Here is a 12,567-nt window from a genome sequence, read left to right as displayed (position 1 = left end):
AACCGGTCTCCACTCTCGCTGGAATGGCTCTGAGCAGGAGCGACAGAGGCATCACTTGTCGAGGGCGTGGCGGCCGAAGTCCGGGGAATCCACGTCCTGGCCCGCCTGGACAATCGAGCGGCGGATCGTGCGCGTGCGGGAGAAAAGCTCGAACAGCTTGTCGCCCTCGCCCCAGCGGATCGCTCGCTGCAGATAGGCGAGATCTTCGGAAAACCGCGCCAGCATTTCCAGGATCGCATCCTTGTTGTGCAGGCAGACATCCCGCCACATGGTTGGATCGGACGCGGCGAGACGGGTGAAGTCGCGAAAACCCGAGGCGGAGTATTTGATGACTTCCGATTCCGTCACCGTTTCCAGGTCATCGGCCGTGCCGACGATGTTGTAGGCGATGATATGCGGCAAGTGCGAGACGATCGCCAGCACCTTGTCGTGGTGCTGCGGTTCCATTTCGTCGATCATCGAGCCCAGCGCGATCCAGAAGGCACTCAGCCGGTCGAGCGCAGCGCGGTCCGTGTCCGGCAGCGGCGTAAAGATGCACCAGCGCCCCTTGAACAGGCCGGAGAAGCCGGCATCCGGGCCGGATTTTTCGGTGCCGGCGAGCGGATGGCCGGGGATGAAATGGACATTATCAGGCATATGCGGCGCCATCTGCGCGATGACGGAGGCCTTGGTCGAGCCGACATCGGTGACGATCGCGCCGGCTTTCAGATGCGGGGCGATCTGCTGCGCGACGACCTCTGATGCTCCCACGGGCACGGAGACGATCACGAGATCGGCGTCCTTCACGGCATCTGCAGACGAGGTCGTATAGGCCGTGCCGAGGTCCAGCTCCTCCGCGCGCTTCAGCGTCTCGGCGCTGCGCGTCGAGATGACGACATCGCGGGCGAGCCCGAGCTTCTTGATGTCGCGGGCAATCGAGGAGCCGATCAGGCCGATACCGATCAGGGCGATGCGGTCAAACAGGATTTCAGACATCAGCGCAGTTCCATGAATTCGCTTTGAGGACACGGGGCGACCGGGTGTCCTTTACCGCGCTGGCAATAAAGCGGAAACGGCGGTTTGTCGAGGCGGGCGGGCACGGGAGGCTCTTGCGCAGAGCCGGTCACGGCTGCGGCGGCCGGCTCCGCGTCGTCGGGATGCCCTGCGGCGCGAGCACGGGCGCAAAGACGCGGCGTGAGGCGCGCGAGGCGACTGGCAGGCCCTGATAGAGACGCTTCTGCGCCTCGACAACGATGACGCCGGAAAAGGCTGGCCAGAGGATGCGTCCAACCCGTTCGAAGCCGCGCCGGAGCCGGAGGATCGCGCGGATCTTGGACGGTGGGAAGAACAGCGCTTCGGCCGAGGCGCCGGGGGTGAAATTGGTCTCGCGCAAGAGCGCCGTCAGCTGGCCGCGCGAATAGGGTCGACCCGAGCCGAAGGGTGTGTGCTCCATGCGGGCCCAGACACCGCGCCGGTTGGGCACGACGATGACGAGGCGTCCACCGGGCGCCAGCACCCGCCAGATTTCCTTCAATGTCTCGCGCGGGTTCTCGGCGAATTCCAGGGAGTGCACCATCAGCACCCGGTCGACGGAACTGTCGGGCAGCGGCAGTTCTTCTTCAAAGACCAGCGTGGTGGCGGACGGCTCGCCCACGGGCCAGTTCACGGCACCCTGGCCTGCCGGCATGAAGGCCATGGTCCGTTCGGTATCGGCGCGAAAGCGTTCAAGAAAGGGGATGCAGTATCCAAGGCCGACGAGGCGCTCCTGCGGCAGACGGGCCCAGACGGACGACAATGCCAGTGCAATCGACTGCTCCGCCACACGCCCGAGCATGGTGTAATAAAACTGGCGTAGATCGACGATATCGACATGCATGAACTTATTGTTAGCAGCCGGCGATTGGAACTCAAGGCGCAACAGGCTACATTCGCGCCAAAGAGGCGGGACAAGAAACGGTACAACAATGAAATCACTGCAGATCGAGGTCTTCCAGTGTCGAAGCGACAACTTCGGCGTGCTGCTCCACTGCCCGGAATCCGGGCTGACGGCCTGCATCGACGCGCCGGAACTGGCGCCGATCCAGGCGGCGGCGGCGAAGCGAGGCTGGGCCATCACCCATATCTTCACCACCCATCATCATGGCGACCATGTGGAGGCGAACCTCGCGCTGAAGGAAGCCTATGGCTGCGAGATCATCGGTCCGCTCAATGAAGCGGTCGCCATTCCCGGCATCGACCGCACCGTCAGCGATGGTGCCGAGTTCATGTTCGGCACCCATCCGGTGCGTGTCATCGAGACACCGGGCCACACGGCGGGTCACATCTGCTATTATCTGCCCGAAGACATGCTGCTCTTTGCCGCCGACACGCTGTTTGCACTCGGCTGCGGCCGGCTCTTCGAGCGCTCGGCCATGGACATGTGGCATTCGCTGCAGAAACTGGCAGCGCTGCCCGACGAGACGATCGTCTATTTCGGCCACGAATACACCCTCTCCAACGCCCGCTTCGCGCTGACCATCGACCCGGACAACACGCGGCTGAAGACGCGCGCCGAGGTGATCGAGGCGCAGCGAAAGCGCGGCGACTTCACCATCCCGACGACGATCGGGCTGGAAAAGGAGACCAATCCCTTCCTGCGGGCCGGCGATCCGGACATCCGCCGGAACCTCGGCATGGAAACGGCGGCCAATGACGAGGTCTTCGCCGAGATCCGCAAGCGCAAGGACAATTTCTGATGCAGGCAAAAGACATCATCGAGGCCCTCGGCATGCAGCGCCATCCCGAGGGCGGCTGGTATGTCCAGACCTTTCGTGATGCGAATGGTGGCCCGCGCGGCCATTCGACGGCGATCTACTATCTGCTGGAGGCCGGCGAGCGCTCGCATTGGCACAGGGTGCGCGATGCCTCGGAAGCCTGGCATTATTACGCCGGCGCCGCACTCGCCCTGCACCGCTCGAAGGACGGGGTGAGGCAGGAGACCGTGCGGCTTGGCCCTGATATCCTCGCCGGCGAACGGCCCCAGGCGATCATCGAGGCGGATGAATGGCAGTCTGCCGAAAGCCTCGGTGCCTATACGCTGGTTGGCTGCACTGTGGCACCCGGCTTCAACTTCTCCGTCTTCGAAATGGCCCCGCCCGACTGGGCACCCGGCCGCTGAGACCGCGTCAGACGCGGACAAGGGTGAGTGTGAGGATCAGCTGGGCGGCGTAATAGGTCACCCAGACCACATGCGCGGCCACCCCGTCGATCGGGTGGTTTGGCCCCGTCCAGTATTTCCGGATGCTCAGGATGATGTCGGACAGAATGAAAAGCGCGGCCCCGACGAAGACGAAGGGATTTTCGAGCCCGAGTGTCATCCAGACCAGAACCATGAAAACCACGACGTAGATCGCGATGGGCCAGGCCATGACACCCGCCGGCCGCCAGATCCGCACAAGCACGCCCACCGTGATGCCGGCAACGATCAGTCCGCCGACAAGGCGCCAGGGTTCAGCCTGCACCAGGCTAAGATCGGTGACACCGGCGAGCAGACCCAGATAGGCGAGATGCGAGAGAAGGAAGGCTGTGACACCGCCGATAAAGGCTCGATCGCCTTCGAACGCGAGCGAGAGATCGCCGAGCGCGCCGAACACCAAGGCGGCGACAAGCAGGGGGTGAGCGCCGACGCCAAGGGCATAGACCGCCAGAAGGGTAACCGGCAGCGTCTTCCAGGCGGCGCGCAGCAGGGTCTTCTCCCGCGACAGGATCCAATGGTAGCTGACGCCGAGTGCGACCGAAAGCGCTAGAATGCCGGTCGCACTGTCCATTGCACCTCCGCCTAGCTCGCCACATCCTTCTTGCGCAGCAGCATATCCTTGGCAGCAAGCATGGCACCACCGGTGATTAAGACACAGGAGAGGCCAATTCTGGCGCTAATATCACCAAACCCAAAAATAATCAGGATCAGGGTCGAAAGCAGCGGGGCTGCATAGCTCGATGCGCCGAGGATCTGGATGTCGCCGTTCTTGACGCCATAGTCCCAGACGTAGAAGGCAAGTCCGACCGGCAGGAGGCCAAGCCCGACCACGGCGACCCACTGTGTCGCCGTTTCAGGCCAGACGGTGGTTTCGAGGCCGAGATGGCAGACGAGCGACAGGATGGACGTCGCAAGGCAGAAGCCCGTGACGACATCGGTCGACACGGCCTCGAACTTGCGGCTGATCAGCGAGTAGGCGGCCCAGGTGAAAGCGCAGAGGAAGGCGGCGACATAACCGAGACTGTAGGCCGGATCGAAGGCGAGACCGTTTTTGGCAACGATCAGCACGGTGCCGGCAAGCCCGGCGATGGCGCCGACGATATGGTGCCAGCCAAGCTTTTCACCCGGCAAAAGTGCCGACCCCACGACGATCAGCAGGGGCCAGAGATAGGCAATCAGTCCAGCCTCGACGGCCGGTGCGTTTCGAAGCGCGGTGAAATAGAGGAAGTGATAGCCAAACAGGCCGCCGACGCCGGCAAGCCAGACCTTGGGGGGCTGTCGCAACGACTGCAGGCGTTCGGGCCGCGCGGCGAACAGGGCGAGGCCCGGCAGGCTGCCAATGGCAAAGGTGATCGCCGACAGCTGGAAGGGCGGCATCGTGCCGGAAGCGGCCGTCATCAGGGCAAGGAAGGACCACATCAGAATCGCGGTGAAACCGATCAGCGTTGCCCTGGTTTTCATGCTCAACCCCTGCCCGGGGTCTGCCCCCTGCGTTATCCGTCAAAGGCCTCGGCCGAGACATGCACCGTGCCGTAGCGGGTCGGGATCTTGGCATAGACAGGAGCATATAGCTTCAGCGTCGCGGTCTTGGCAAACCAGATCTCCATGCCCGTGACCGACTTCAGATACTCGATGTCCTTGCGTCCCTTCTTGTAACCGGAGACGGGCACGTAGCGGACGGAGCAGACAATCGCCTCGCCACGCGCCTTGCCGGCGGTGAACGGCGCATTGCCGACAGGCGACAGCACCAGATCCATGCGGCTTTCGCCGTCATAGATCGGCAAAGTGCGGGAGCAGACATCGCCATCGCCGGAAATCAGCAGAGCCCCGATCGGATCGAGAACGGACTTGAGGTCGGCATCGGTGACCGGAACCCAGGACTGCGGCCTCGGCTTCGGCGGCGGCTCGACCTTCGTGTCGATAGCGCTGCCATTGCCATAGGTAATCGTATAGTGGCTCTTCTTCTTGCCGCTCGTGTAATCGAGCCGGTAGAGATCGGGCTTCAAACGGTTGCCGGCAAAGACGCCGGAGACGCTGCTGTCGGCAGAAACCTCGCGCACGATATCGACAAGCCCCGAAGAGCGGAACCGGCCCGAAATCTCGTACCGGTCGTTCTTCACCTCCGTTCGGAAGGTGAGCCGGGCGATCGGCAGGATGCCGAGCGAGACACTGTAGGCGGTGTCATAGCGGTAGTCGGCCGCCGACGCGGAGGCCGAAAGAACGAGAAAGGAAGCGAGGGCGAGACCGGTTCGACGCAAGGACACCATCTCCATATGGGACAACGCTGGGGCTTCGGCGTGGATATAGGCGCATACATGCCGTTGGACTATGGCAACAAAATAACGTAAGAACGGGCGTCAGCCGGGAAAATCCAAGGTTTGGCTTGACGGGCCGGTTCTCACTGACTATAGAACCGCAACTTTCCAATCAGACGCTGTTGGATTGCCTCACCGGCATTTGCCCGGTAGCGATGCGATGGCCTAGAAAAACAATAGGTGTACCATGTCCCGCAGTTGCGAATTGACCGGCAAGGGCGTCCAGTCGGGCAACAATGTAAGCCACGCGAACAACAAGACCAAGCGCCGGTTCCTGCCGAACCTGTGCGACGTCACGCTGATCTCGGACGCTCTCAACCAGCGTTTCCGTCTGCGCGTTTCGGCTGCTGCCCTGCGCACGGTCGAGCATCGCGGTGGCCTCGACGCCTTCCTTCTCAAGGCTTCCGAAAACGAACTGAGCATGCGCGCCCGTCTGCTGCGCCGCCAGATCGCCAAGAAGACCGCCGAAGCCGCGTAATAAACGCTTTCGGTCATTGAACGAGCAAGGCTTGGCCGGGCATCCGGGCAAGCCTTTTCGTTTGGGAACATGATGGCCGTCAAGCCGCCGATATCGTGATCCTTTCGAACAAACAGTCTTGTCCCTCCAACTGGTGGCATCACCCAGGATAAAAAAATGCTGAGCGCACGCTATTTTATCGCCTACAGCCTTCTCATGACGATCGTGGTCGTCGCCTCGAACTTCCTCGTGCAGTTTCCGCTGCAGGGAACGCTGGGCAACATCAATCTCGCCGATCTCCTGACCTTCGGCGCCTTTACCTATCCGGTCGCCTTCCTCGTTACCGACCTGACCAACCGCCAGTTCGGCCCGACGGCGGCGCGCAAGGTGGTCTTTGTCGGCTTCATCGCCGGCGTCATCCTCTCCGTTCTGCTGGCAACCCCGCGCATCGCTGTCGCCTCCGGCTCCGCCTTCCTGGTCGGCCAGCTGCTCGACATCTCCGTCTTCAACCGGCTGCGCCGTCAGTCCTGGTGGAAGGCGCCGCTGATGGGTTCGGTGATTGGCTCTGTGCTCGATACGGTGATCTTCTTCTCGCTCTCCTTCGCCCCGGTTTTCGGCTTCATCGGCCCGAATGACGACTTCGCCATTTCTGCAGCCCCGATCCTCGGCGTGATGAGCGCGGAAGCGCCGCGCTGGATCTCCTGGGCGATGGCCGACTTCAGCGTGAAGATGCTGATCGGCGTGGTGATGCTACTGCCCTATGGCGCGCTGATGAGCGTACTGCGCCCAATGCCGCAGGTCGAACGGACCGCCTGATCAAGCGGGAGCGGCAAGCCAGACGAATGGGAAGAACAGGCGGGGTGAAGATCCCGCCTTTTTCTTGTCAGGAGACCGTGTCCGAAGACACCGTCACGCCTTTCGCCAGAAGCAGTGCCAGCGCCTCCTCGGCCGCTTGCTCCGAACCAAATCCCGGTGAGACGAGACCGGGCCCCTGCCTTTTGCGCGCAGACGAAATGAGCCAAGTAGCGGCGCGCTCCAGGAGATCGCCGGGCACCGTCATAGGCGCGGCTGCGCGATCGATGACGATGTGCCAGCTCGGCGCGGAATCGCTGATTTCCTGTCGAAGGATCCGGCAATCCCCCGATCCCGGCTCCACGACGAAGACCTGTCGTGTCGTCAGAAGACGCTGATCGATCTCAACCAATCCGGGCCGGAAATGCCAGGTCTCACCAAGGCCTGTGACCGCAGTCAGGAAGAGCCCGGCCAGCACGACAAGGCCGCCACCGACGATCACCGCAAAAAAGGGTGTGACAAACGAAATCGGCCAGAGCCCGGGCGAGAGTTCGGTGACAATCAGGATTGCGAGCGCGGCGGACACCACGGCGAACACAATCCTCAGCGGTGCGGGGATGGACTGGCTGACAAGGATATCTGCGCCGGTGTCGCTCAAGATGGGCTCGTCGCTTGCCTCGGTATCGGAACTATCGCCGCAGCGAGGGGGCGGCGCAAGAGCCACAGATGGCGCCGAATTAACAACGGTCAAACGGCGTTAACGAAGTCTTCCAGCCGTTCTAGTTTGCCAGCCGGAATTCCAGCATCAGCGTCCGCTGCAGGATGGAGTGGTTGTCATCAGAGACGACGATCAGATGGATTGAGCCGTCCTCGGCGACGATCGCCTCCATGCCTTCCATATTGTCGATCTGCGAGCGGTTGTCGGCTTCGAAGATGATTTCACCATCGACCACGGCACCGGGGCGGATTGTGGCGCCCGCGATGCGTCGCAGACGCATGCCGACGCCGGTTGCGATCGAGAAGCGACGCTCCAGCAGCAACAGGTCGCCATCAGGCAGGAAGGCGCCGTCGGTGATCTCGAAGCCATCATGCGGCTTGACACGGAACTCGCCCTGAAGCGGGCCAGAGAGTATGCCGGCGTAATTGTTGCCGTTCTCGTCCACGCTCTTCTCCGAGAGCGCAAGGAGCGCGCCGGCAAGCGGGCTGGCGGTTGGCGACAATACAAGAGCCTCGATCCCGCCATTGCTGCGCAGCCGGGTGACATCGAATGGGAGCGGCAGCGGGGCCGAGGGTCGCGCCTGGCCAAGATCTGACACGGGTGAGTAGGCAACGACGCGGTGGCGTTGCTCGAAGCCGACATAGGCGCGGTCTCCATCGAGCGCCAGGCTTTCCGCATCGACCAGATACTTGGACGGACTGATCCGCCCGTCGGCATCGAGCAAGGGGGCGAGACGGACATCTGCCAGACCGATCAGGCGGCCAGCGCCATCGCGCGTGATGCGCCCTTCGATGAAATAGCCCGTATCGAAAACGCCGAGAAAACGCTCCCTGTCGCGGAAACGGATCGAGGAGAAGGCACCGAACAGCGGCTCGGGGGAGGATAGCTCCATGCCGCCGAGGAAGGTAAGGCCGGGCGCTAGTTTGGGTGCGCCGCCGAGCGCCGTCGTCACCCCGTCGAGATCGACGAAGGCACTGCTTTCAACGGGGATCGCAAGGGTTTCACCGGCAGGAATATCCGCCGGTTTGGAGCAGGCGGCCAAAAGCGCCACGCAGGCACTCAACGCCAGATGAGACGTGAAACGACGGAGCCGACCGCGCTCAGGCACGCAGACGCGCCCGTCCCGTGCCACCCGTCGACTTGTCTTCGAACAGCGAAGCGAGCTGTTCGGTCATCGCGCCTGCCAGTTCGTCGGCGTCGACGATGGTGACGGCGCGGCGATAGTAGCGGGTGACATCGTGGCCGATACCGATGGCAAGGAGCTCGACCGGCGACTTCGTCTCGATCTGCTCGATGACGGCGCGCAGGTGACGTTCGAGATAGTTGCCAGGGTTCACCGACAGCGTCGAATCGTCAACCGGTGCACCGTCGGAAATCATCATCAGGATCTTGCGCTGCTCGCGGCGGCCGATCAGGCGGTTATGCGCCCACATCAGCGCTTCACCGTCGATGTTTTCCTTGAGCAGGCCTTCCCGCATCATCAGGCCGAGATTGCGGCGCGACCGGCGCCAGGGCGCATCCGCCGACTTGTAGATGATATGGCGGAGATCATTCAGGCGGCCGGGCGCTGGCGGCTTGCCGCCGGCAAGCCACTTCTCACGTGCCTGCCCGCCCTTCCAGGCCTTGGTGGTGAAGCCGAGGATCTCGACCTTGACGCCGCAGCGCTCGAGCGTGCGGGCGAGAATGTCGGCGCAGGAGGCGGCAACCGTGATCGGACGTCCGCGCATCGAGCCGGAATTGTCAATGACCAGCGTCACGACGGTGTCGCGGAACTTGGTGTCCTTCTCCTTCTTGAAGGAGAGCGGCTGCATGGGATCGATGATCAGGCGCGTCAGGCGCGCCGGGTCGAGGTAACCCTCTTCGAGGTCGAAATCCCAGGAGCGGTTCTGCTGCGCCATCAGTCGGCGCTGCAGCCGGTTGGCGAGCCGGCCGACGGCACCCTGCAGATGGGCGAGCTGCTTATCGAGGAAGGCGCGCAGCCGCTCAAGCTCAGCCTCGTCGCAGAGTTCTTCAGCCGTGATTTCCTCGTCGAACTCCGGCGTGAAGATCTTGTAGTCGACCTTCTCGTTGAAATCGTCGAAGGGGGTGGCCGGACGGCGCATTTCGCCGGGCGTTTCGCTGTCGTCGTCGCCTTCGTCTGACATCTCCTCTTCGGAGATCTCGGCACCATCCATTTCGCCGTCGTCGAGCTGTTCCTGCGAGGCTTCGCTGTCTTCGGCAGGCGCCGAATCCTGGCCGGCTTCTTCCTCGGCGCTTTCCTGGTCCTGCTCGCCGCTGCGCGGCTGCTCCTCGTCGGTCGACTGGTCGTCTTCGCCCTGCTCCTCTTCGTCGCCCATGTCCTCGGCCATTTCCATGGACGAGAGCATGTGGCGGATCACACGGGAAAAGGCCTGCTGGTCTTCGATGACGGAGGCGAGGTTGTCGAGATCGGCACCGCCCTTGTCCTCGATGAAGGGACGCCAGAGATCGAGCACCTTGCCGGCAGTTTCCGGCGGCTTCTGGCCCGTGAGCTTTTCACGCACGAGCATGGCGACGGCTTCGCCGATCGGTGCATCTTCCTGGCGGCTGATCGTCGAAAAATTCGCCTTGGCGTATTTCTCGGTGTTCATCGACTGGATGTTGGAGGCGACGCCGGGCATGCGGATCGAGCCCAGCGCCTCGACGCGCGCCTGTTCGACGGCATCGAAAATGGCGCGGGCATCGGTGCCTTGCGGTGCCATGCTGGCATGGATTTTCTGATCGTGGCAGGCGAGCCGCAGCGCCATGGAATCGCCGAGACCACGGGTCACGGCGAGTTCATGCGCCGTCGGGCGCTTGGAGAGTTCCGGCAGGCGGATGCGCTCGCCGGCGAGACCAGGACGTTCATTGGCAAAGGCGACCTCGACCTGCGGATCGCCCGCGATCGAGCGTACGCAGCCGGTGATGGCACGGCGCATCGGCTCCATGTCCACCACGCCGCCGGCCTTGGCCTTCGAATTATCGCCCCGCACTGCCATGCTGTTCAGTCCTTATGCGCCAAGCACGATATTGGCCGCACTTTCCTTGAGTTCCACGCCGAAGGCGCGCTGATACTGCTCGGCTACCAGCGTACGCTCCAATTCGTCGCACTTGTTGAGGAAGGTGACGCGGAAAGCGAAGGCGACATCACCGAAGATCTCGGCGTTTTCAGCCCAGGTGATGACGGTACGCGGGCTCATGACGGTCGAGAGGTCGCCATTGATGAAGGCGGCGCGCGTCAGATCGGCAAGGCGGACCATGCGCGAGACGGTATCGCGACCTTCGGCCGTCGAGCCGAAGCTCTTCACCTTGGCCGAGACGATGTCGACTTCCTTGTCATGCGGCAGGTAGTTCAGCGTGGTGACGATCGACCAGCGGTCCATCTGCGCCTGGTTGATCTGCTGCGTGCCGTGATAAAGGCCGGTCGTGTCGCCGAGGCCGACCGTGTTGGCGGTGGCGAACAGACGGAAGGCGGGGTGAGGACGGATGACGCGGCTCTGGTCGAGCAGCGTCAGGCGGCCGGACGATTCCAGCACGCGCTGGATGACGAACATCACGTCCGGACGACCGGCATCATATTCGTCGAAGACGAGCGCGACATTGTGCTGATAGGCCCAGGGCAGGATGCCGTCCTTGAATTCGGTGATCTGCTTGCCGTCTTTCAAGACGATCGCGTCCTTGCCGACGAGATCGATACGGCTGACATGGCTGTCGAGGTTGACGCGCACGCACGGCCAGTTGAGGCGGGCGGCGACCTGCTCGATATGGGTCGACTTGCCGGTGCCGTGGAAGCCGGAGACCATGACGCGACGATTGTGGGCAAAGCCGGCGAGGATGGCGAGCGTGGTTTCACGGTCGAAAAGATAGTCCGGATCGAGGTCCGGCACATAGGCGTCACCCTTGGAATAGGCAGGCACCCGAATATCGCTGTCGATACCAAAGACCTCGCGAACCGACACGGTGGTGTCGGGGAGATTGGTAATATCAAGATCCATTTTGCTCATCGTCTCTCCATGCCGGGCGCCACCGACCGGCCGCATTCATCGCTGCTGTGTGTTCGGATTAACAGAAACCGGCCTGCTTTAACAATTTGTAGGCTTCAATGACAGCGCGAAAACGCTCTTCGGAAGCCCTGTCTCCGCCATTTGCGTCGGGATGGTGTTTTTTTACAAGCTCCTTGTACCGGGTCTTGATGTCGGTCGGTGTAGCGCTGACGGTAAGCCCAAGCGTATCCAGCGCTTTCGTCTCCAAGGTCTTGAGTTTCCGGTCGGCGGCCTGATAGCGCGAGGCGCCGCCGCGACCCTGCTGGATGAAGCCGAACGGGTCCTTCATGCGCGCCTGTGACGCAGCCGAACCGGAGCGCATTGTCGAGTGGATCGGGCTCGATTTGGCAGCCTTGTTGACACCGACGGTCCAGGTGGGGCGATGGCCGGTGATCGCCTCTTTCTGGTAGCGCGCAATCTCGGTGTCCGAGAGGCCCGAGAAGTAGTTGTAGCCCTTGTTGTATTCCTTCACATGCTCGAAGCAGAACAGGAAAAACTGGCCCTCGGCATGACGACCCACGGGGGCGCGATGGGCACCCGGCTTGTTGCAGCCGTCCCATTGGCAGGTTGGATCGGATTGTTCCGGCTCCGCCGTCCGTCGACGCTTGGTGCGGATCGGATCGAAGTATTTCGAGTCGAGTTTCATGCGGTGATTATGGGGTGCGGGCAGGGGCGCGACAAGAATTGACAAACGGGAATGTTCAGCGCTTTGTGGGGCTTTGGCCGAAGCAGTGCCCAGGAGAATTCCCATGTCCCTCCGCGACCGGATCGAGGCGAAACTCACCGAGACCTTCGCGCCGGAAAGGCTCGTCGTGATCGACGAAAGCGCGCATCACGCCGGCCATCAGCCTGACATCACCGGTACCGGCGAGACGCATATGCGGGTGCGGATCGTCTCCGACGCCTTTGCCGGCATGACGCGGCTGGCGCGTCACCGGGCGGTCAACGATCTTCTCAAACCCGAAATCGACGCGGGCCTGCATGCGCTCGCTATCGAACCCGCAGCACCGGGCGAAGCCACCCGCTGGTAA

General features: G+C 62.6%; 15 protein-coding genes. 5 read left to right on the top strand and 10 right to left on the bottom strand.

Translation table 11 applies throughout. The annotated features are described in order from the left end of the window. Positions 1-51 precede the first annotated feature (51 nt). Together DFO46_RS18925 and DFO46_RS18920 are read right to left on the bottom strand one after the other, a co-directional pair. Positions 52-975, bottom strand: coding sequence for a prephenate/arogenate dehydrogenase family protein (locus tag DFO46_RS18925; protein ID WP_120278554.1), 924 nt, complete (start codon positions 973-975; stop codon positions 52-54). A gap of 127 nt (positions 976-1,102) precedes the next feature. Further along, a complete protein-coding gene (locus DFO46_RS18920; RefSeq protein ID WP_110791101.1) occupies positions 1,103-1,855 on the bottom strand; it encodes a class I SAM-dependent methyltransferase in 753 nt (250 codons plus the stop codon). Between the two features lie 88 nt (positions 1,856-1,943). Between DFO46_RS18920 and gloB the strand changes: the two genes are divergently transcribed. Both gloB and DFO46_RS18910 read left to right on the top strand, forming a co-directional pair. After that, positions 1,944-2,714 carry a hydroxyacylglutathione hydrolase gene (gloB, locus tag DFO46_RS18915; protein WP_120278553.1) on the top strand — a complete coding sequence of 257 codons (771 nt, stop codon included), beginning with the start codon at positions 1,944-1,946 and terminating at the stop codon, positions 2,712-2,714. Next, a complete protein-coding gene (locus DFO46_RS18910) occupies positions 2,714-3,136 on the top strand; it encodes a cupin domain-containing protein (protein WP_120278552.1) in 423 nt (140 codons plus the stop codon). The genes gloB and DFO46_RS18910 overlap by 1 nt, the downstream gene beginning before the upstream one ends. Before the next feature lie 7 nt (positions 3,137-3,143). On the opposite strand, the gene DFO46_RS18905 is transcribed toward DFO46_RS18910, so the two are convergent. The 3 genes from DFO46_RS18905 to DFO46_RS18895 are packed head-to-tail and all read right to left on the bottom strand — an operon-like array spanning position 3,144 to position 5,481. Then, complete coding sequence (locus tag DFO46_RS18905; RefSeq protein WP_120278551.1) at positions 3,144-3,785, bottom strand: lysoplasmalogenase; 642 nt, start codon at positions 3,783-3,785, stop codon at positions 3,144-3,146. A gap of 11 nt (positions 3,786-3,796) precedes the next feature. After that, complete coding sequence (locus tag DFO46_RS18900; protein WP_120278550.1) at positions 3,797-4,675, bottom strand: EamA family transporter; 879 nt, start codon at positions 4,673-4,675, stop codon at positions 3,797-3,799. Positions 4,676-4,707: 32 nt separating this feature from the next. Further along, entirely contained in the window at positions 4,708-5,481 is a 774-nt protein-coding gene (locus DFO46_RS18895; RefSeq protein ID WP_120278640.1) for a DUF3108 domain-containing protein, read from the bottom strand. A gap of 235 nt (positions 5,482-5,716) precedes the next feature. On the opposite strand from DFO46_RS18895, the gene rpmB reads away from it, so the two are divergent. Together rpmB and DFO46_RS18885 are read left to right on the top strand one after the other, a co-directional pair. Further along, on the top strand, positions 5,717-6,007 hold the full coding sequence (gene rpmB, locus DFO46_RS18890; protein WP_062282487.1) for a 50S ribosomal protein L28: 291 nt from the start codon (positions 5,717-5,719) through the stop codon (positions 6,005-6,007). A 156-nt stretch (positions 6,008-6,163) separates the two neighbouring features. Next, a complete protein-coding gene (locus DFO46_RS18885; RefSeq protein ID WP_110791106.1) occupies positions 6,164-6,802 on the top strand; it encodes a queuosine precursor transporter in 639 nt (212 codons plus the stop codon). Between the two features lie 67 nt (positions 6,803-6,869). On the opposite strand, the gene DFO46_RS18880 is transcribed toward DFO46_RS18885, so the two are convergent. The 5 genes from DFO46_RS18880 to DFO46_RS18860 form a co-directional block, all read right to left on the bottom strand. Continuing rightward, positions 6,870-7,436: a hypothetical protein gene (locus tag DFO46_RS18880; protein WP_120278549.1), complete on the bottom strand. Its 567-nt coding sequence runs from the start codon at positions 7,434-7,436 to the stop codon at positions 6,870-6,872. Between the two features lie 121 nt (positions 7,437-7,557). Further along, positions 7,558-8,547: an esterase-like activity of phytase family protein gene (locus DFO46_RS18875; protein ID WP_120278548.1), complete on the bottom strand. Its 990-nt coding sequence runs from the start codon at positions 8,545-8,547 to the stop codon at positions 7,558-7,560. Positions 8,548-8,596: 49 nt separating this feature from the next. Beyond that, positions 8,597-10,492 (bottom strand): cobaltochelatase subunit CobT, encoded by a 1,896-nt coding sequence (gene cobT / locus DFO46_RS18870; protein ID WP_110791109.1) that lies wholly within the window; start codon positions 10,490-10,492, stop codon positions 8,597-8,599. Between the two features lie 12 nt (positions 10,493-10,504). Beyond that, positions 10,505-11,497, bottom strand: a complete 993-nt coding sequence (gene cobS, locus DFO46_RS18865; protein WP_110791110.1) for a cobaltochelatase subunit CobS — start codon at positions 11,495-11,497, stop codon at positions 10,505-10,507. Positions 11,498-11,555: 58 nt separating this feature from the next. Continuing rightward, a complete protein-coding gene (locus DFO46_RS18860) occupies positions 11,556-12,182 on the bottom strand; it encodes a DnaJ domain-containing protein (RefSeq protein WP_120278547.1) in 627 nt (208 codons plus the stop codon). Between the two features lie 103 nt (positions 12,183-12,285). On the opposite strand from DFO46_RS18860, the gene DFO46_RS18855 reads away from it, so the two are divergent. Next, a complete protein-coding gene (locus tag DFO46_RS18855) occupies positions 12,286-12,567 on the top strand; it encodes a BolA family protein (RefSeq protein WP_062282470.1) in 282 nt (93 codons plus the stop codon).

It is taken from the genome of Rhizobium sp. AG855 (genome assembly GCF_003610655.1).
Lineage (GTDB): Bacteria > Pseudomonadota > Alphaproteobacteria > Rhizobiales > Rhizobiaceae > Allorhizobium > Allorhizobium wuzhouense.
This window is presented reverse-complemented; position numbering and strand designations above follow the sequence as displayed.